Origin of the sequence: Streptomyces sp. NPDC050422 (genome assembly GCF_044458665.1) — a bacterium.
In the GTDB taxonomy this organism is placed as follows: domain Bacteria; phylum Actinomycetota; class Actinomycetes; order Streptomycetales; family Streptomycetaceae; genus Streptomyces.
Map to the genome: position 1 here is coordinate 130,672 of NZ_JBITIE010000009.1, position 18,719 is coordinate 149,390.

Consider the following 18,719-nt stretch of genomic DNA (forward strand, 5'->3'; position numbering starts at 1 on the left):
GTAGGAACCGGGCCCCGGGGCCGGTGCGTCGGGGGGTCGTTCAGTCGTCCGTGGGCGGCCTGCTGCTGATGCCGATCAGCAGGGGCCCGGTCGGGGAGGAGACCAGTTCGGCGACGGTGAGCGGGTCGAGTGAGGCGTAGAAGGCCTCCGAGGCCGCCCGCAGGGCGTGGCGCAGCCGGCAGTCCGACCGCAGCGGGCAGGGGGTGGCGCCCTCGCACTCGACGACGTCGCCCGGGCCCTCCAGCTCGCGGGCGAGTCCGCCGATGGAGGCGGAGCGGCCGGCCGCGGTGAGCGTGAGCCCGCCACCGCGCCCCCGTCGCGCCTCGACCAGGCCGAGGTGCTGGAGACGGGCCACGACCTTCGCGGCGTGGGAGTACGGCACCTGCATGGTCGCCGCCACCTCCCGGGTGGTCGGCGGATCCTCGCTCGTAACGACGGCGAGACGCATCAGTACGCGCAGTGCCACGTCCGTGAACCTCGTCAGCCGCATGACGGTCACGGTAAGTGAACTTGCATTCCGTATGCAAATTAACCGGTCGGCTGGGTATCGCGCAGCGTTGTGCCCAGCCCAAAGCCCGATTAGTCACACTCTTTTGTGTAATGGCGTGTGGAGTCCGCATGCTGAAAGGTTCTTCTCGCAGGTCAGCCGAAGAATCGAGAGGACGACAGATGTCCGTTGGTGAAGAGGTTCAGAACGCGCAGGTGCCGCCGCAGCAGAGTCTTGGCACGGCAGCCGCGCGGAACCTCGCGACGACCACCAAGTCCGCTCCGCAGATGCAGGAGATCACCTCGCGGTGGCTGCTGAAGATGCTGCCGTGGGTCCAGGTGCAGGGCGGCACGTACCGGGTGAACCGCCGGCTGAGCTACTCGGTCGGGGACGGTCGGGTGACCTTCGTACAGACCGGCGACCGGGTCTCGGTGATCCCCGCCGAGCTCGGTGAACTCCCGGCCCTGAGGGACTTCGGGGACGAGGAGGTGCTCGCCGAACTGGCCAGGCGGTGCGAGCAGCGCGACATTCCCGCCGGACAGCTCCTGGCCACGGCGGGTGAGGCGGCGGACCGGGTCTTCCTGCTGGCGCACGGAAAGGTCGAGAAGGTCGGCACCGGGCCCTACGGGGACGAGACCGTGCTCGGCGTCCATGCGGACGGGGCCTACTTCGGGGACCACTCCCTGGTCGAGGGTGACGCCCTCTGGGAGTACACGGCCCGCGCCGTCACGGCGTGCACGGTCTTGACGCTGAGGCGGGCCGATGTGCTCAACCTCGCCGAGCGGTCCGAATCGCTGAGCGCCCATCTCGCCGGGCTGCTCGCCATCCCGAACCAGCGCACCAACAAGTACGGCGAGGCGGAGATCGACCTGTCCGCGGGGCACAGCGGCGAGGCAGTCGTCCCGCACACGTTCGTGGACTACGACGCCGCGCCCCGCGAGTACGAACTGAGCGTCGCCCAGACCGTCCTGAAGGTGCACAGCAGGGTCGCCGACCTCTACAACCAGCCGATGAACCAGACCGAGCAGCAGTTGCGGCTCACGGTCGAGGCGCTGCGCGAGCGCCAGGAGCACGAGCTGATCAACAACCGGGAGTTCGGCCTGCTCAACAACTGCGACTACGGACAGCGGATCCAGCCCCACGACGGGGCGCCCAGCCCCGACGACATGGACGAGCTGCTGTCGCGCCGCCGCGGATCGAAGCTCTTCCTCGCCCACCCCCGCGCCATCGCCGCCTTCGGCCGCGAGTGCAACAAGCGTGGTCTGGTGCCGGAGAGCGTGGACATCGGCGGACACCACGTGCCGGCCTGGCGCGGGGTCCCGATCTTCCCGTCCAACAAGATCCCGGTCACGGAAGCCCGCACCACGTCGATCATCTGCATGAGGACCGGCGAGGCCGAACAGGGTGTCATCGGCCTCCAGCAGACGGGCATCCCGGACGAGATCGAGCCCAGCCTGTCGGTCCGCTTCATGGGGATCGACGAGCAGGCGATCATCTCCTACCTCGTGACGGCCTACTACTCCGCGGCCGTACTGGTCCCGGACGCCCTCGGTGTCCTGGAGAACGTCGAGGTCAGCCGCTGGCGGTGAGTCCGCGGGGTCCCGGGCCCGCCCGGTCCGGGACCCCGCCGGCCGCAGCCGGCGCACCCACAGCAACCACCCACGTCCCCGGCCCCCGGGGCGAGAAGTCATCGGGGGCCGGGGACGGCAACGACCGGGGTGACCGATTGACCATGACCCGTACCGACGCCGCCGCCACCGAGGGCAACGAGGCCGCGGCGCTCCTGGAGTACACCCGGACCCTCGTCGATCCGCATCTGCGGGCCGCGGTCGCCTCCCTGCCGGGGTCGATCCGGCGTGTAGCGATGTACCACTTCGGCTGGGAGCATGCCGACGGCAGCCCCGCCGCGGGCGGCGCCGGCAAGGCGATCAGACCCGCGCTCGTCCTCGCCGCCACCCGGGCGCTCGGCGGTGACCCGAAGGCCGCCGTGCGGGCGGCCGTCGCCGTGGAACTGGCCCACAACTTCACCCTGCTGCACGACGACGTCATCGACGAGGACCGTACCCGCCGCCACCGGGCCACGGCCTGGACGGTCTTCGGCATCCCGGACGCCGTCATCGCCGGCGACGCCATGCTCGCCCTCGCCCAGCGGCTCCTCGCCGAGGACGCCCGCGCGGTCTCGGCCCGGGCCTCGGCCCGGCTCTCCACCTGTGTCATCGAGCTGTGCGCGGGCCAGCAGGCGGACTGCGCCTTCGAGGAACGCGGGCCGGACGAGGTCTCGTTGGACGAGTGCCTCACCATGGCGACGGCGAAGACGGGAGCGCTGCTCGGCTGTGCCTGCGCGCTGGGCGCCCTCTACGCGGGCGTGGAGGAGCGCGCCGTCGGAGCGATGGACGGCTTCGGCCGGGAGGCCGGGCTGGCCTTCCAGCTCATCGATGACCTCATCGGCATCTGGGGCGACCCCGCCCAGACCGGGAAGCCGGTCGGCGCGGACCTGTCCGCCCACAAGAAGTCGCTGCCCGTGGTCGCCGCGCTGACCTCGGGCACCCCGGCGGCGGCGGAGCTCGCCGCGCTCTACCGGGGCCCCATGAACACGCCCGGTGAGGTGAGCCGGGCATCCGACGCCGTGGACCGGGCGGGCGGCCGTGACTGGGCGCAGGTCTGTGCCGCGGACCGGATGGCGCGGGCGGTGCATCACCTGTCCCGGGCCGTGCCCGATCTGTCGGCGGCGGGCGATCTCCTGGCCCTGGCGGAGTTCGTCACCCGCCGGACGCACTGACCGCAGGCCGATCCCGGATCGGCCGAGGTCACAGGGGTCGGGCGCCGAAGTGGAGGGCGGCACGGGGAGTGTCCGAGCCACGGGCTACAGTCCCTGCCCATGACAGATGAGTCGTGGGCAGGGTGGTACCGGGACCGACAGGGCTCCGATGCCGTCATCCTCACCACCGACGGACAGCAACTCCGCCTTCGCATCAGGGGCGTCGATTTCGAGGGTGAGAGCTTCGACGGCCTGTGCCCGGTGGCGGGCATGCCGCCGGAGAGCGGGATGTTCGCCCTTGCCGACGGGATGCTCAACGACTGCGTCCTTGAGTGGGACCTGCCGTTCCCCGTCACGGTGGACGGCGCGGTCCATCAGGCCACGCTGAGCTGCCTGTTGTCGCTCCGCAGGCCCGACCCGTACCTCTATCTGGAGCTGCGGTACGGCGGTGCGGCCTTCCGGTCCCACCGGGCCGAGAGTGACTTCGGCGCCGCGCTCGCCACCATCCAGCGGTCCCTCCCGCCCGGGATCCGGCTCCAGACGTGCATCGCGTGCGCCTTCTCGGACTACTTCCCGGCTCCCGGCCGCGGGCTCTCCGGCGGCCTCGCCTGTTTCCGGGGTGCCAAGGAGGCCTACCGCGGGGCGACCGGCGAGGACGACGTCCTCGACCTGTGGGACCGGCGCAGCGGATTCGTCCAGGAGGTCTGGAGCTGCCGCGAGTTCGAACCCCGCCCGGAGGCGGGCGCGGGCACCGGCCACCGTGGCGCGTTCCCGCTCGAAACGGCCTGACCGTATCCCGGGCGGGCGGCGGCCCGTCTCCTGTGACACCCCCTCAACCGGCCTGACGGCCCAACGCCGTCGGGCCGGTCCGTCGTTGCGGCCGCACCCTCGCGGTGCCCCTCGCGCCCCCCTGACGCCTCTCCTCACGTCTCCCCTCGCGCCATTGCGTTGCCGCCCGGTCATTGTTCTACTAGCATGCGAACAATGGAGGTTTTGATGAACCGGAAGAACGTCGGCCGCGTGGCTCTCGCCGCTCTGCCGTTCCTGCTGGCCCTCGCCGTCGACCTGATTCTCTTCGCCATGCGTCGTGACCGCCTGCCCGCGCAGTTGGCCAGTCACTTCGTGGGCAACGGCCGGGCGGACGACTACGCGGGCCGGAGCGCGTACGTCGTCGTCACCACGGTGCTGCTCGTGGGAACGGGCGCGTTGTGGGTGCTGATGACCGGCAGGGGAGGCTTCCACGGCAGGGCGTACAGGAGGATGGTCGCCTGCGGTTATGCCGTCGCCGGTCTGCTGGGCTACCTGATGGCGGTGGTACTGCTCGTCAACGTGGACGCCGCCGAGGACGCGCAGGGACGTGCCCAGGACGTCTCGTTCCCGATGTGGCACCTGGCCGCCGCGCCGGTAGTCGCGGCGCTCGCCTTCGGGCTCGGACTGCTGCTCGCCGCGCTCCTCCCCGTACCCGAGCCGCCGGCGGCTGTCGATCCGGCCGCTGACGGAAAGCGGATCGCGCTGGCTGCCGGGGAGGTCGCGGGTTGGGCGCGCAGTGCGGGGAACCGATGGCTGCTGCCGGCGGCGGCCCTGACCTGCGCGGCAGGGGTCGTGCTGCTGTTCACCGCGGGCTGGGCGGCAGCGGTTCCGGTTCTTCTGGTCGGGCTGCTCCTGGCGGGCTTCGCCCGTCCGTACGTGACCGTGGACCGGCGCGGGATCACCGTGTCCGGAGTGCTGCCGTGGCCGCGTGTGCGGGTTCCGCTCGACCGGATCGAGACGGCGGTCAGCCGGGACATCAACCCGCTCACGGAGTACGGGGGCTGGGGATACCGGATCCGGCCGGGACGCACCGGCGTCATGATCCGTTCTGGTGAGGGGATCGTGGCACGGTTGGCGGGCGGGCGGGACTTCGCGGTGACGGTGGACGACTCGGCGACCGCCGCCGCACTTCTCAACACCCTGATCGACCAGCGCCGAACGGAACACTGACCATGCTCTTCCGGGTCGACCCCACTTCTACCGTGCCGCTCGGCGACCAGATCGCGGCCTGTGTGCGACGCGCCGTCGCCGACGGGGCGGTTGCCCCCGGCGAACGGCTGCCCGCCGCCCGGGTGCTCGCCGAATCGCTCGGTGTGAATGTGCACACGGCCCTGCGCGGCTACCGGAGGCTGCGCGAGGAAGGGCTCATCGAACTGCGCCGCGGCCGTGGCGCAGTCGTCGCCGACGGCGCCTCCCCCCACCGCGCCAGACTGCTGGAGCGGGTGCGCGAGATGGTCGGCGAGGCGCGCGAACTCGGGATGACGGAGGACGAACTGGTGACCCTGGTCCGGAGCGAACTCGCCGCCGGATGACAGCCGCAGCGCATCCCCTGCCCACGAAGGGCCACCCCGTCCTGCGAGGTGGCCCTCAGGGCCTGTGGCGGAGTCAGGAACCGCTGCGGGCCAGCGCGGCCGCGAAGCCGTTCTGCCAGAGGTAGTTCACCTCGCTGCGCTCATTGGAGTCCGGATACGGGTTGGTGCACGACGGGCCGGGGCCCCCGCCCGACATCAGCTCGCTGCACGGGCCCGAGTAGTGGTCCGGAAGGCCGAGGACGTGACCGGTCTCGTGGGTCGTCACACGGGTGGAGTCGTACTGCTGGTTCTGCGCGTAGTCGAGGAAGATGTACCCGTTTCCGTGCCCGTCCGTGCTCGCGTACGAGCCGCTCGGGTCGTTGCCCTCGTAGTACGAGAAGTCGGCGTTCGAGCCCTCCTGCAGCCGGACGTTGGAGACGGAGCCGTTCCAGATCTGCGCGCTGTTGGCTATCTCCGAACGGAAGCTCGGAGCATTGGCGGTGCTGTAGACGATGGTGACGGCCTGGACGCCGGGGTGCGCGGCCCGCTTCTCGGCCACCGACTTCGTCACCGCCTCGAAGAACGCCTTGTTGGCGGCGCCGCTCTCGTGCGAACCGGCGTGGGAGGTGTACGCGGCGTGGACGGCCGAGGCGGACACGGGGGGAGCGGCGGGCGCCGGGGCGGTGGAGGCGATCGCGGGGGCGGTGCCCAGCGCGGCGGCGAGGCCGAAGCCGAGGCCGATCACGGCGGACATGACGGTCCTGGGGTGTCTCATGGGGGGTTCTCCTACGGGTTACCTGCCAGGGGGCCCGTCCGGTCAGCGGACGCGAACGGGGGCGGTACGCAGCGAGTGTCGGGGAACGCGGCTCCGCGCGGATGATGCCAACCGGCGATAGCGCCGCCCTATCGCCCGCCAGGGGCCCACGGCCGCACACCCGGCATCTGTCGCGCCAACAGGCGCTGAATTAACGGTATTTGATGGGGTTGCGGCATCTGGTGCGGTGCGACTGCGCCGCCCTACTCTCGGCAGCATGGAGCTTGAGGTGAGGCACCTCAGGGCGCTGTGCGCCATCGCCGACACCGGCAGCCTGCACCGGGCAGCCCGCAGACTGGGCGTCAGCCAGCCCTCGCTCACCACCCAGCTGCGGCGCATCGAGAACGCGCTCGGTGCCGAACTGTTCAGCCGTGAACGCACCGGCTGCCGCCCCACCCTGCTGGGCCGCGCCGTCATCGGCCGGGCCCGGCCCCTCGTCGACGGCATGAGCGCCCTGGTCACCGACGCGAAGGCGGAGGTGGATGCCGCCCGCGCCGGCGGGTCGCGGCTGCGGATCGGCTGCACCGCCAGCCGGGTCATCGGCGGCTGGCTGCGCGGACTGCGCATTCGGCTGCCCGGTACGGACATCTCCCTGCGGGTCGACGTGTCGGCCCACGCACTGCTCCGCGCGGTCGGGGCGGGCCGGCTCGACGTGGCCTTCGTGCACGAGGTGGAGGGATCGCCGCTGTCCGTCCCCGACGGCCTGGAACAGCGCGTCCTGCTGGAACGGGAACCGCAGTTCATCTCCATGGCCCGCGACCATCCGGCGGCGGTGCTGCCCGTCGTCGACCTGGCCGACCTGGCCTCCGACCGGTGGATGGTCGACCCGACGGTGGACGGCGAATGGGACGGTCTGCGCCGGGTGTTCGGCGCCGCCGGTGTCGCGCCGACGGTGCTGCACGGCGACTACCTCACCGCCGCGTCGCTCGTCGTCCTCGGTGAGGCGGTGGCGCCCTGCCAGCCCACCTCGGGGCCGCGCGACGACATGGCGATCCGCCCGCTGCGCGACGACCCGCTCGCCGTCCGGCTGCTCCTGGTCTCCCGGCCGGGCGCCGACATGACGGTGGTGTACGGAGAACTGGAGGCCGCCTACCGGGAGGCGGCCCGGCGAGCGGCCGGCTACCACCAGTGGCTGCTGCGCCACCGCAGCCCGCTCGCCCTGTCCTGAGCACGGGTCCGCGACCGGCCTCGGAGGCATGAGTTCCGGTACGGCGCGCCGGGTCCGGGGTGATTCAGCCGAGAGCGAGGACCGTTCCGGACCGGGGCGCGGACGGGCAGAGTCGGGGCATGAGGCTTCTGATACTCGGTGGTACGGAATTCGTCGGCAGGGCTGTCACCGCGGCCGCGCTCGCGCGCGGCTGGGACGTCACGGTGTTCCACCGCGGCCGTCACGCGCCCCCGCCCGGAGTGAGTGAACTGCTCGGCGACCGCACGGCGGAGGGCGGCCTCGCCGCGCTCGCGGCGGTCGCCGAACCGGCCGACGGGTCCTACACGTGGGACCTGGTCGTCGACACCTGGAGCGGTGCGCCCTCGGCCGTACGGGACGCGGCCCGGCTGCTGTCCGGCCGCGCCGCGCGCTACACGTACGTCTCCAGCCGGTCGGTGTACGACTACCCGGCACCGGCGGGCCTGCCCGAGGACGGCCCGCTGGTGGACGGGGCCTCACCGGACGCCGGCGGCGACATCCCGTACGCCCAGGCCAAGCGCGGCGGTGAACTGGCCGCACTGGACGCCTTCGGGGACCGTGCGCTCCTCGCCCGCGCCGGGCTGATCATCGGCCCCTGGGAGAACGTCGGCAGGCTGCCGTGGTGGCTGACCCGGATCGCCCGCGGCGGCCCCGTGCTCGCGCCCGGTACACCGGATCTGGCCCTGCAGTACATCGACGCCCGCGACCTCGCCGAATGGCTGCTGGACGCCTGCGGCAGGGAACTGCACGGCCCGTACAACCTGGTCAGCCGCCCCGGGCACACCACGATGGGCGACCTGCTGAAGGCCTGCGTGCGCGCCACCGGTTCCGACGCCGAGCTCCGCTGGACCGAAACCGAGCGGATCCTCGCGGCGGGCGTCGAGCCCTGGACGGACCTGCCGGTCTGGCTGCCGCCGGGGGAGCTGTACGACACCCTCCACCAGGGTGATGTCACCAGGGCGTACGCGACGGGGCTGCGCTGCCGGCCGGTCGAGGAGACGGTCGCCGACACGTGGGCCTGGCTCTGCGAGCTCGGCGGTACGGCACCGCAGCGCGCCGACCGGCCGCTGACGGGCATCGACCCGGCGACCGAGGCGAAGCTGCTGGCGGGCTGATCGGCGGCTGCGCCGGAAGGACGACATCCGGTCGGCGGTAGTCGACGGCAGTCGGCGGATCGCGACCGCCCGCCCGGCGTGGCATGTCCGGTACGTATGCAGAAAAGCTGCATATTGCGCTGTATGGGAGCAAGAGAGCGCAGAATCGGTACAAGACACCGCGTGGCGGTGTCAGTGGCGGCAGCGGCTGCAGCCGTGGGGGTCTTTGCCCCCGACGCGGCCGCCGACTCGCTGCCCGGCGGTCTCGGCCCGTGCCTCGGGGACGACTGTCCTGCCACGTGGACGGATCCCCACACGGGCGACGTCATCTACCACGACAGCAACATCAACATCTTCGTCGGCGGCGACTACCTGGTGAGGGAAGCCGCCGCGGAGGCCGAGGGCAAGATCGTCACTCTCGGCACGTTCGACATGATGAAGCGCGAAGGCGCCTCCCAGATCTACAACGTCGGCGTAGCCGGAGGGGGGTCGCGGGTGCCGCCGCCCACCGGATCCGACTACCTGACGGTGGGCGGCGACGTCACCATCCAGAGCGGCAAGCGGCTCCTCGCCGAGGAGGGGCCCAACAACGGCCTGGTGCGCTACGCCCAGAACCTCACCGGGACGGTGATCCCCGACCCGGTCCGCGACGCCGACGCCACCGATCCGTACACCGCGCTGCGCGACCAGCTGACGGCGGCCAGCCACTGCTACGCGTACGACGACAACGAGGACCACCGCCGTCCCACGACCGGAACGACCGAGAACAGCGGCTCCGAGACCGTCTTCACCGGCGACGGAACCTCCGCCCTCCAGGTCTTCGCGGTGGACGCCGATCTGACCACGGCCGCCGGCAGCCAGCAGGGCATCGTCTTCAACGGCGTCCCGGACGGCGCGACCGTGCTGGTCAACGTGTACGGCAGCACGCGCAACATCAGTACGTACATGGGCTCGCTGCCCCAGTCCGGACTCCGCGAGCACCTGATGTGGAACTTCCCGGACGCGACCGCGATCGGGCTGAAGGGCACCGGCCAGTTCCAGGGCAGCGTGCTGATCGGGCAGCGGTCCAGTACGGCGACCCTTGCGATGAGCGGCACCAACGGCCGCTTCTACAGTGCCGGTTCGCTGACCCACACCTCGGAGGGGGAGTCGGGCGGCCAGGAACTGCACGCCTATCCGTTCGAGGGCGATCTGCCGGACTGCGGCGAGGAACCCTCCCCCTCCCCGTCCCCGACGGACGAGTCCCCGTCCCCGACCCCCTCGCCGACGGACGAGTCGCCCTCCCCGACGCCCACGCCCTCGCCCACGGACGAGTCGCCTGCCCCCTCCGCGTCCCCCACGGAGTCGACGCCGGCCCCGCACCCCACCCCGACACACAGCCGGCCGCCCGGGCCGCCCCACCCCGGGGGGCAGCTCCCGGACACGGGTTCGCGCGGCGGTGAGTGGGTGATCGGAGGGATCGCGGCCGGCCTGCTGGTTGCCGGATCGGCGGCCACGCTGATGGCCCGCAGGACGCGCAGGCGCCGCTAGGGCCTTTCGTTTGGATCATGCCGGGCTCGCGGGGTCCGGCCTGATCCAAACGAAAGGCCCTAGCCTCGGCCCATGGCCGAACTGTTGCACCTGACCGAACGCCCGTTGTGGGAGGCGGCCCGCGGGACCGGGACGTACGAGATGTCCACCCGCGGCCCGCACCCTGCACGAAGAGGGCTTCATCCACTGCTCGCTGCCGCACCAGCTCGCGGGCGTGGCCGAGTTGCTGTACGGCGCCGGGAGCCGGGCCGGAGCCGGTGACCACGACCTGGTGGTGCTCGTCATCGACACCGAACGGCTCCCCGCGCCCGTGCGGTACGAATCGCTCCGGCCCGGCGGCGAGGAGTTCCCGCACATCTACGGACCGGTCCCGGTCGAAGCGGTCCTGGGGGTGCTCCCCTGGCCGGACAAGGAAGGCGACCCCGCATGAACCCCACAGGCCCCAAGGACCCCACAGAGAATGCCGAGGGCGCCGCGACCGGCCCCCTCACAGCCGTCACCGGAGCGAGCGGCGCGCTCGGCGGCCGGGTCGCGAAGCGGCTGGCCCGGGCGGGCGTCCCCGTACGCCTTCTCGGCCGGGACCCCTCGCGGCTGCCCGAACTGCCGGGAGCCGACACCGCACCTGCCGCGCCTTACGGGGACGGGGAGGCGATGCGCCGCGCGCTGGCCGGGGCGCACACCCTCTTCCTCGTCTCGGCGCACGAGAGTCCGGGCCGGGTGGACGAGCACATGACGGCGGTGGACGCCGCGGTCGCGGCGGGCGTCGAACGGATCGTGTACGTCTCCTTCCTGGGCGCCGCGCCCGACGCGACGTTCACCTTCGCCCGGGACCACTGGGCCACCGAGGCCCACATCCGGGTCTCCGGAGTCCGGCACACCTTCCTGCGCGACAGCTGGTACCTGGCCGGCCTCCCGGCGATGACCGGCACCGACGGAGTGCTGCGCGGGCCGGCCGGTGACGGCAGGGTCGCCGCGGTGGCCCACGAGGACATCGCCGACGCGGCGACCGCCGTCCTGCTGTCCGGCACCGACCCCACCGGCCCGACGCACGACGGGCAGACGTACGACCTGACCGGACCCGAGGCGTTCACCCTCGCCGAGGCGGCCGAGGAACTGAGCCGGGTCACCGGACGGGCCGTCACCTATGTGCCGGAGACCCGGGAGGAGGCCTACGCCTCGCGGGCCGGTTACGGCGCCGAGGACTGGGAGGTGGCCGGCTGGGTGACGTCGTACGAGGCCATCGCGGCCGGCGAGATGGCGGCCGTCTCGGATGCCGTGGCCACCCTCACGGGCAGGCCGCCCATGAGCCTGGCCACCTACCTCCGCGAGCACCCGGACAGCTACCGCCACCTGCTCGCACAGGGCTGACGGCCGCGTGCGCACGGAAACCCCCTGGGGCCCCTGGGACCCGATGTCCCTCGCCGACGCCGTGCGCCTGCTCGCCCCGCTGCGCACGCCGTGGTGGATCGCCGGCGGGTACGCGGTCGAACTGGCGGTGGGCCGCGCCTACCGGGACCACGGCGACATCGACGTACTCCTGCTGCGCGGTGACCAGCTCGCCGTCCAGCGGATCCTGCCGGACGGGCAGTGGTGGGCCGCCGATCCGCCGGGCACCCTGCGGCCCTGGCTGCCCGGCGAGATCCTGCCGCCGCAGGTCCACGACATCTGGTGCCGGCCGGGCGCGGGCGAACCGTGGCGCGTGCAGTTCATGCTCGACGACGTGGAGGACGGCGACTGGGTGTTCCGCCGCGACCCGAGGATCCGCCTCCCGCTGGAACGACTCGGCCGGGTCTCCGGGGACGGCGTCCCGTACCTCGCGCCCGAGGTCCAGCTCCTTTACAAGGCCAGGTCCCGGCGGCCCAAGGACGAGCAGGACTTCGAGGCCGTGCTGCCCGTTCTCGACGGCGGCCGGCGCGCCTGGCTGACGGAGACGATCACCCTGGCCGAGGGCGCCGACCACCCTTGGGCGGCCCGGCTGCGGGCGGCCTGAGTCAGCTCACGTACGCACCGGCCTTCGCCGCCACGACCGCGGCCTCGGCTGCCCGGTCGGCGGCCGCCGCGTCGAGCGGGTCGCCGCTGGCCAGCAGCCGGTAGTAGAGGGGGGCCGACACGGCGCGGATCACCTCGTCCGGGTCGGTTCCCGCGGGGACCTCGCCGCGCTCGACGGCCTCGGTGACACAGCCCGACCACTCCTTGATGCGGACCGCGTAGAACCGGTGCAGAGCCTGTGCCGTCCGCGCGTCGCACGTCGCGGCGGCGATCACGGAGCGGAACAGCGCGCCCTGGCGCGGGTCGGTGAGCGTCGAGAGTACGAGCCTGGCGTTGGCCCTGAGGTCCTCCTCCAGCGAGCCGGTCCGGGCCCGCGGCGAGGACTGTTCCGCCATGTCGTCGAGCAGGTCGGCGATCAGGCCGGTGGTGGTGGACCAGCGGCGGTAGACAGTTGTCTTGCCGACCTCCGCGCGGCGCGCGACATCGGCGAGGTCGAGCCGGTCGAAGCCGTGCTCGGCCAGGGCGTCACCTGCCGCGCGCAGGACGGATTCGCGGACCCGGGCGGTGCGCCCGCCGGGCCGGACCGTGCCAGGTTCCACGTTCTCCGGGTTCGCAGCGTTCTCCGGGCCCTCTGACGTCATAACGGGTCTCCAGTTCCATTAATGGGCGTTCCTCTGCTACGGTCACTCCATCTTAACGGAACCACAGACCCGTTAAAACTTCCGTCCGAGGAAGGACGACCATGTCCGCACCCAGCCAGACCCCGCAACGCAACGCGACCGCCCCCGCCGCGGCCCCGCCGGTGACTCCCCGTATGACCGGACGGCAGAAGCTCGTCCTCACCCTCCTCCTCGGCGCCCAGTTCATGATCGCCGTGGACTTCTCGATCCTGAACGTCGCCCTGCCCGTCGTCGGCGAGGGACTCGGCTTCTCCCTCCCGAACCTTCAGTGGATCGCCACCTCCTTCGCCCTGGCCGCCGCCGGATTCACCCTCCTGTTCGGCCGCATCGCCGACCTCGTCGGCCGCAAGCGCCTCTTCGTGGGCGGCATGGTCGTCCTCGGCCTCTCCTCCGCCCTCGGCGGACTGGCGACCTCCCCCGAGGTCCTGCTCACCGCCCGGGTCCTCCAGGGCCTTGCCACGGCGGCCGTCACCCCGGCCGGACTCGCCCTGCTGACCACCGCGTTCAAGGAGGGCCCGCTGCGCGAACGTGCCCTCGGCCTCAACGGCGCCCTGATGTCCGCGGGCTTCACGGCAGGCGCGATCCTCGGCGGACTCCTCACCGACCTGCTCTCCTGGCGCTGGGCCTTCTTCGTCAACGTCCCCGTCGCCGCCCTCGTCGTGGCCCTCGCCCCGTCCGTCATCACCGACTCGCGCCCGGCCGGCCGCCCCCGCCTCGACCTCCCGGGCGCGGCGACCGTCACCGGCGGACTGCTGCTCCTGGTCTACGGTTTGACCCAGGCCGGCACGACCGGCTGGACCGCACCCACCACCCTGGTCGCCCTGCTCGCCGGCGCCGCGCTGCTCATCGCATTCTGGTTCGTCGAGAAGAAGGCCGCGGCGCCGCTCGTCCCCGTACGCATCCTCAAGCGCCGCAGCGTCATCTGGGGCAACGCCACCGGGCTGATCGCCTTCGTCACCGAGACCTCGCTGGTCTTCCTCCTGACGCTCTACCTCCAGGAAGTCCTCGGCTACTCGCCGCTCGCGACGGGCCTCGCCTTCGGCGTCCTCGGCATCGGCACCGTGATCGGCGGCACGCTCGGAGGCCGGGCCGTCGGCCGCTTCGGCAACCGGACGACCATCGTGACCGGCGGCGTCATCCAGGCCGCCGCCACCCTCTCCCTGGTGGCGCTCGGCACCTCGGGGGCCTGGATCTGGCTCCTGCTGGCCGCCACGTTCATCGGGGGCATCGGCAACATGCTGATGATCGTCGGCTTCATGGTCACCGCGACCTCCGGCCTCCCCGACGACGAACAGGGCCTGGCCACCGGCCTCGCCACGATGACCCAGCAGGTCGGCATCACCATGGGCATCCCGGTCATGAGCGCCATCGCCACGGCCCGCATCTCCGCACTCGGCGACCCGGGGCCCGAGGGCGTCCTCTCCGGAGTCTCGGTCGCGATCCTCGTCAACTCCGCGCTGGTCCTGGCGGGGGCGCTGCTGGCGGGGGCCTTCCTCGCGCCGCGGCGCGGCGGGAGCGGCGCCCGTCGGTGACGACGCGCCCCCTCGCATCCATGGCATGCGGACAGGCCCGGCCGCCCGAAGCGGCCGGGCCTGTCCGTCGGGGTGTCGGCAGTCTGTCGGCGCGATGTCGGCCGATGCGTACACGCTGTGCCCATGACCGAACTTCGCGCAGTATCCGAAGGCGTCCGAACCGTGACCGCGCTCGACGAGGGATCCGGGCCGGCCCTCCTCGTGGTTCATCCGGGCGGCGGCGACGCGACGACCTGGGACGGCGTCACGCGCCGCCTGACCGACGACTTCCGTGTCGTCCGGATCCACCGGCGGATCTACGCCGCCGGCGCGGACGTCGTCCTGCCCCACTCGATGACCGCCGAGGCCGCCGACATCGTCGCCCTGGCCGAGCTCCTCGATTCCCCGGTGCTGCTCGTGGGCCACTCCTCGGGCGCCGTCGCCGCACTGGAAGCCGCACTGCTCGCCCCGTCGGCGTTCGCCGGACTGGTCCTCTACGAGCCCCCGATGCCCACACGGGAGTTGATCGCCGGGGCGGCGGGGGCGCGGGCCCGTGCCGCACTCGACGCGGGTGACCCGGTCGAAGCGATGCGGATCCATATGCGCGACATCGTCCGGATGCCCGCGAGCACGGTCGACGCGATGTTCGCCGACGAGCACATACGAGGGGCTTTCGCCGCCTACGCGACGCCACAGATCGCGGAGGACGAGGCGATCGACGCGCTCGGCGTGGGCGTAGACCGCTTCGCGACCCTGGAGACGCCGACGACCCTGATCGAGGGAGACCTCAGCCCCGCCCACCTGCGCGAGCGCGTGGCCGACCTGGCCGCAGCCCTGCCGGACGCGCGCATCGTCACGCTCCCGGGTGAGGGACACATCGCGCACCTCACCGCTCCTGACACCCTGGCAGACATCGTCCGGGAGGCGGCAGAAGGCGTTCTGCGTGCATGAGGCGCCCGCTCCGGCCGATCCGACGGTCGAATGGCCGTGAGCGGATGGTGAGGGGCGGTGTCATGTACCACGTCCCTCATCTATCACGTACCGTAAAGTCGTACGACAATGGTACCGTTTGTCGGTACGAGTCGAGTGGAGAGGTGGCCTATGACCATCAGCGCGAGCGAGGCCCGGCAGAGACTGTTCCCTCTGATCGAAGAGGTGAACAACGACCACACCGTCAAGCGGATCTCCTCCAGGGCCGGTGATGCGGTGCTGATGTCCGCCGAGGACTACGACGCGTGGCAGGAGACGGTCTACCTGCTTCGGAGCCCGGCGAACGCGGCCCGGCTGATGGCTGCCGTCGCGCGCGACAAGGAGGGTGCGGCCGACGTCGTCAAGACCATGGAAGAGCTCAACGCTCTGGCCGAGGACGCCGAGTGAGGGAAGTCTACTTCGACCCCGACGGCTGGGAAGACTTCGTTTCCTGGTCTGTCGACCGGAAGGCCTTCCGGCGGCTGGTCCGGCTGGTCGGCGAAATCCAGCGAACGCCTTTTGAGGGGATCGGCAAGCCGGAGCCTCTCAAGGGAGACCTCTCCGGGTACTGGTCCCGTCGCATCGACGACGAGCATCGACTGGTCTATCGAGTCGACGACAAGACGGTGAAGATCCTCAAGGCCCGGTACCACTACGGGCGTTGAGCGCGGCCAAACCGGTCTCCCGTTCACAGGAGGGGAACGGGGGTCGTACTTGGTGCGTTCCGGGCCTCCGGCGGTCCGGGTGCGGGTGGTTGAGCGGTGACTCACCGACGAAGAAAACCGCACCCGGACCGACAAACACGCCACCATCGGCGGGCCCGCGGTCCGGGTGCGGTCAAGTGGGCGACGCGGCCTGCGATATCGCAGCCGGGCGGCCCGACCGGCGATCAGGCCTTCTTGGTCTCCAAGTAACAGGCCGGGTCGGTGACCTGCGGGGATCTTCCATGTGGGGCGCTGACCTGGCCTTTTGGTGATGGCTGGCGTTGGGGCGCGACGGTCCTGATCGGGTGTCCTGCGGACTGTGTGCGGACTGCCCAGGGGCCAGCATGGCTTTGTTCACGAGTCTCGGGTTCTGGCACAGATCTTGGGGAGCAGTCGCGGAGGGCGACGACGTCGTTCGATGGGGGGCACGACCCCTGGCTGCCTGACTCGAACGCTCACCTCGTAGCCTCCGCACATGACTGATGATCCGTTCCGGTGCCGTTGTGTCCTTTGCCATGACTACGGTGATCGAGACGAAGCGGACCGCCTTGGTCTGACGATCATCGAGAATGTGCGGCAGCACGGATGGCACGTCGTGATGGTTCCCGAGGACGAGATCGGTCCTGGATTCGCATACACGATCGGTCTCTCGCACACTCACGGCGCACCTGAACTCGCCATGTTCGGGCTCGATGTCCACGCCATGCACCGCATGCTCAACAGGCTCGGAGCGAAGTCCGCCGCGGGCACTGTGCTGACTGAAGGCCAGAGGCATCCTGACGTTGCCGACGGCCACCAAGTCGCGCTCAGGCAGGTGGATCTCCGCTGGTATAGGACCTTCTTCGGGCAGGCCATCGGGTTCTACCGGCGGCCTCCTTTCCCCGTGTTGCAAGTTGCGTGGCCCGACGTGGATGACCGGTTTCATTGGGAAGAACAGGCTGAGGAGGGGCATCGAGAGTCGCAACCTCAGCTGTGGCTGCCGCCGAGTGAGCACCCTGTCGGGACCTGGACGGCCGAGCTCTGACCGTGAAGGCGCCAGCCAGCGCCAGACCGACACCCTCTCTCGCGTTCAGAGCCAGCCAGCAGGATCGAAGCCGTTCCATGGAGCCGACTGGCCTACGTCATCAGCTCGGCGGTACTACCGAATCAACAACCTCGGCAACGCGGTGCACCCGCCACCCTTCTTCGCAACGCCACGTGTACACGTTCTCGAACGAGAAGAAGCTGCCCAGCCAGATGGTGTGGATGTGGTCCGGCACCGTCGGTGCGTCGCTCGGAAGCCATCCCCGTTTCAATGCGAACCCCACACTCGTGTGTGACACGTCAGACCAGATGAAGAGGTGCTGCCGCTTGCCCGAGCCCTTCTCGGCCAACTTTTTTATTTTGTTGGCCCCCGTAGTCGTGTTCAGGAAGTCGTTTACGTAAGGGGAGACTGCATCGGCCGTCGCTCGGGCAATACCAGTGGGCGCGAAACTGGAGGGGAAGATGCGTCCTGCTAGGTCGGGTGAGTCCGCGATCTGGTGCACGACGTTGAGGCCGAGTTCGCGAGCGGTGGCTGCATCGCGCAGGTTGTCGGTCGAGGGAAACTGGTTCCCAGCCTGGAAGAGATCGGCGGGGTCTGAACTGACCTTGGTTATGCCTCGCTTTTCGAGATCGACGAGGAAGGCGATGACACGGTTGGACACCCCCTTGCCTATGGTTGCGCCGTGCTGGAACTGGACAGCCCATCCACAGAGCAGCCCCTCATGGACATGCCCGTCGTAGACCCGGTTGATCTGCTGCCACATCGCGTTGGTGTCTCGATCCCGCTTTGACGAGACCTCCAAGACATCCGTTACTTCGGCGTCCACCCGGGGTCCCAGCCCGAAGTCCACAAGCCCCGGCGCGCTCTGGTCATCGAAGCGGATCCTCACCGTGCCCATGGCTGCGTTCACGATGGCCTCGGCGATCAGCTCGTCGTAGGTGGGCTGGATGAGCTTTTTCGGCATGACGTGCAGAGTAGCGACGCGGGTCACCACCCGGCAGTGAATAACAGCGAGAACGAGACGACGCGCTAGTCCGCGACGGCCAGGAGCTGCACCAGGCCAACCCAGTTCTCCTCGTCGGCCTCGGTGTGGACGGCGCGGACCCTCCAGCGGCCAGGGGGCAGCGAGACTCCTGCCTGTGCAGGAAGTCCACCACCCGGATACTCCACGTTCAGCTCAGCACCTGCTTCGGCGGAGTCCATGAGTACAGCTGGACCGTCCGTGATCCACATCCCGTGCTGCTCCCACTGGGTGGCGGGATCTGCGAGGACAGCTTGGGCGGCGGCCTTGAGCCCGGTTTCAGAGTCGGCGGCGAGCCAGCGGAGGAAGGCGTGATGCTCAGGCATGTAACAGGTTGTGGCGGGCTCGTCCCCCAGGACCAGCGCCTGCACCCCGTCCTCGCCGACGGCGATCGCGCCGGCCAGATCGTCCACCGCGCAGGCCCTGTCGTAGTCGTCCGGATCGGCCCCGTCCCCCACGACCATCCCGCTCTCCGTGCACCCGCGCCATGCATCCAGCGCGGAGACGGGAATCACGATCAAGGGACCGCCCATCGACTCCACCCAGTCAAAGGGGGCGTGTGACGTCTCGGCTGCGACGGACGAGGAAGATCTCATAGCGGCAGTGTGCACTCAGGCACCGACAGCGCCCC

At 70.8% G+C, this 18,719-nt stretch carries 20 protein-coding genes and 1 pseudogene; 16 read left to right on the forward strand and 5 right to left on the reverse strand.

Features of this window, described 5'->3' with window-relative positions; genetic code table 11:
• Window positions 1-40: 40 nt before the first annotated feature.
• A complete protein-coding gene (locus ACIBJG_RS15830; RefSeq protein WP_399308062.1) occupies window positions 41-490 on the reverse strand; it encodes an RrF2 family transcriptional regulator in 450 nt (149 codons plus the stop codon).
• Between the two features lie 179 nt (window positions 491-669).
• Between ACIBJG_RS15830 and ACIBJG_RS15835 the strand changes: the two genes are divergently transcribed.
• The 5 genes from ACIBJG_RS15835 (at window position 670) to ACIBJG_RS15855 (ending at window position 5,587) form a co-directional block, all read left to right on the forward strand.
• A complete protein-coding gene (locus ACIBJG_RS15835) occupies window positions 670-2,076 on the forward strand; it encodes a family 2B encapsulin nanocompartment shell protein (RefSeq protein ID WP_399308063.1) in 1,407 nt (468 codons plus the stop codon).
• A gap of 143 nt (window positions 2,077-2,219) precedes the next feature.
• On the forward strand, window positions 2,220-3,266 hold the full coding sequence (locus ACIBJG_RS15840; RefSeq protein ID WP_399308064.1) for a family 2 encapsulin nanocompartment cargo protein polyprenyl transferase: 1,047 nt from the start codon (window positions 2,220-2,222) through the stop codon (window positions 3,264-3,266).
• A 99-nt stretch (window positions 3,267-3,365) separates the two neighbouring features.
• On the forward strand, window positions 3,366-4,034 hold the full coding sequence (locus ACIBJG_RS15845) for a DUF6304 family protein (RefSeq protein ID WP_399308065.1): 669 nt from the start codon (window positions 3,366-3,368) through the stop codon (window positions 4,032-4,034).
• A gap of 207 nt (window positions 4,035-4,241) precedes the next feature.
• The gene (locus ACIBJG_RS15850) at window positions 4,242-5,225 is read left to right on the forward strand and encodes a DUF1648 domain-containing protein (RefSeq protein WP_399308066.1); all 984 of its coding nucleotides are present in this window, start codon (window positions 4,242-4,244) and stop codon (window positions 5,223-5,225) included.
• 2 nt (window positions 5,226-5,227) lie between these two features.
• On the forward strand, window positions 5,228-5,587 hold the full coding sequence (locus ACIBJG_RS15855) for a GntR family transcriptional regulator (RefSeq protein ID WP_399308067.1): 360 nt from the start codon (window positions 5,228-5,230) through the stop codon (window positions 5,585-5,587).
• Window positions 5,588-5,660: 73 nt separating this feature from the next.
• On the opposite strand, the gene snpA is transcribed toward ACIBJG_RS15855, so the two are convergent.
• Window positions 5,661-6,341: a snapalysin gene (gene snpA / locus ACIBJG_RS15860; RefSeq protein ID WP_399308068.1), complete on the reverse strand. Its 681-nt coding sequence runs from the start codon at window positions 6,339-6,341 to the stop codon at window positions 5,661-5,663.
• Between the two features lie 256 nt (window positions 6,342-6,597).
• On the opposite strand from snpA, the gene ACIBJG_RS15865 reads away from it, so the two are divergent.
• The 6 genes and pseudogenes from ACIBJG_RS15865 to ACIBJG_RS15890 all read left to right on the forward strand — a co-directional run bounded on the left by ACIBJG_RS15865 (window position 6,598) and on the right by ACIBJG_RS15890 (window position 12,180).
• Entirely contained in the window at window positions 6,598-7,548 is a 951-nt protein-coding gene (locus tag ACIBJG_RS15865; protein ID WP_399308069.1) for a LysR substrate-binding domain-containing protein, read from the forward strand.
• Between the two features lie 119 nt (window positions 7,549-7,667).
• On the forward strand, window positions 7,668-8,681 hold the full coding sequence (locus tag ACIBJG_RS15870; protein WP_399308070.1) for an NAD-dependent epimerase/dehydratase family protein: 1,014 nt from the start codon (window positions 7,668-7,670) through the stop codon (window positions 8,679-8,681).
• Window positions 8,682-8,843: 162 nt separating this feature from the next.
• On the forward strand, window positions 8,844-10,190 hold the full coding sequence (locus ACIBJG_RS15875) for a choice-of-anchor A family protein (protein ID WP_399308071.1): 1,347 nt from the start codon (window positions 8,844-8,846) through the stop codon (window positions 10,188-10,190).
• Window positions 10,191-10,262: 72 nt separating this feature from the next.
• Window positions 10,263-10,620: pseudogene (locus ACIBJG_RS15880) on the forward strand (DUF952 domain-containing protein).
• Window positions 10,617-11,558 (forward strand): SDR family oxidoreductase, encoded by a 942-nt coding sequence (locus ACIBJG_RS15885; protein ID WP_399308072.1) that lies wholly within the window; start codon window positions 10,617-10,619, stop codon window positions 11,556-11,558. Before ACIBJG_RS15880 ends, ACIBJG_RS15885 begins: the two are co-directional and overlap by 4 nt.
• 7 nt (window positions 11,559-11,565) lie before the next feature.
• A complete protein-coding gene (locus ACIBJG_RS15890) occupies window positions 11,566-12,180 on the forward strand; it encodes a nucleotidyltransferase domain-containing protein (RefSeq protein ID WP_399308073.1) in 615 nt (204 codons plus the stop codon).
• A 1-nt stretch (window position 12,181) separates the two neighbouring features.
• Here the strand turns inward: ACIBJG_RS15890 and ACIBJG_RS15895 are convergent, their stop codons facing one another.
• A complete protein-coding gene (locus ACIBJG_RS15895; protein WP_399308074.1) occupies window positions 12,182-12,820 on the reverse strand; it encodes a TetR/AcrR family transcriptional regulator in 639 nt (212 codons plus the stop codon).
• Window positions 12,821-12,921: 101 nt separating this feature from the next.
• Between ACIBJG_RS15895 and ACIBJG_RS15900 the strand changes: the two genes are divergently transcribed.
• The 5 genes from ACIBJG_RS15900 (at window position 12,922) to ACIBJG_RS15920 (ending at window position 17,067) form a co-directional block, all read left to right on the forward strand.
• Window positions 12,922-14,391: an MFS transporter gene (locus ACIBJG_RS15900; protein ID WP_399308075.1), complete on the forward strand. Its 1,470-nt coding sequence runs from the start codon at window positions 12,922-12,924 to the stop codon at window positions 14,389-14,391.
• 123 nt (window positions 14,392-14,514) lie between these two features.
• Window positions 14,515-15,321 carry an alpha/beta fold hydrolase gene (locus tag ACIBJG_RS15905; protein ID WP_399308076.1) on the forward strand — a complete coding sequence of 269 codons (807 nt, stop codon included), beginning with the start codon at window positions 14,515-14,517 and terminating at the stop codon, window positions 15,319-15,321.
• A gap of 150 nt (window positions 15,322-15,471) precedes the next feature.
• On the forward strand, window positions 15,472-15,747 hold the full coding sequence (locus ACIBJG_RS15910) for a type II toxin-antitoxin system Phd/YefM family antitoxin (RefSeq protein WP_399308077.1): 276 nt from the start codon (window positions 15,472-15,474) through the stop codon (window positions 15,745-15,747).
• Window positions 15,744-16,004, forward strand: coding sequence for a Txe/YoeB family addiction module toxin (locus ACIBJG_RS15915; RefSeq protein WP_399308078.1), 261 nt, complete (start codon window positions 15,744-15,746; stop codon window positions 16,002-16,004). Before ACIBJG_RS15910 ends, ACIBJG_RS15915 begins: the two co-directional genes overlap by 4 nt.
• Window positions 16,005-16,518: 514 nt before the next feature.
• Entirely contained in the window at window positions 16,519-17,067 is a 549-nt protein-coding gene (locus ACIBJG_RS15920) for a DUF4262 domain-containing protein (protein WP_200692533.1), read from the forward strand.
• A 100-nt stretch (window positions 17,068-17,167) separates the two neighbouring features.
• Here the strand turns inward: ACIBJG_RS15920 and ACIBJG_RS15925 are convergent, their stop codons facing one another.
• Both ACIBJG_RS15925 and ACIBJG_RS15930 read right to left on the reverse strand, forming a co-directional pair.
• Window positions 17,168-18,031 (reverse strand): hypothetical protein, encoded by an 864-nt coding sequence (locus tag ACIBJG_RS15925; protein WP_200692532.1) that lies wholly within the window; start codon window positions 18,029-18,031, stop codon window positions 17,168-17,170.
• A gap of 65 nt (window positions 18,032-18,096) precedes the next feature.
• Complete coding sequence (locus tag ACIBJG_RS15930) at window positions 18,097-18,684, reverse strand: immunity 21 family protein (RefSeq protein WP_399308079.1); 588 nt, start codon at window positions 18,682-18,684, stop codon at window positions 18,097-18,099.
• Between the last annotated feature and the right edge of the window lie 35 nt (window positions 18,685-18,719).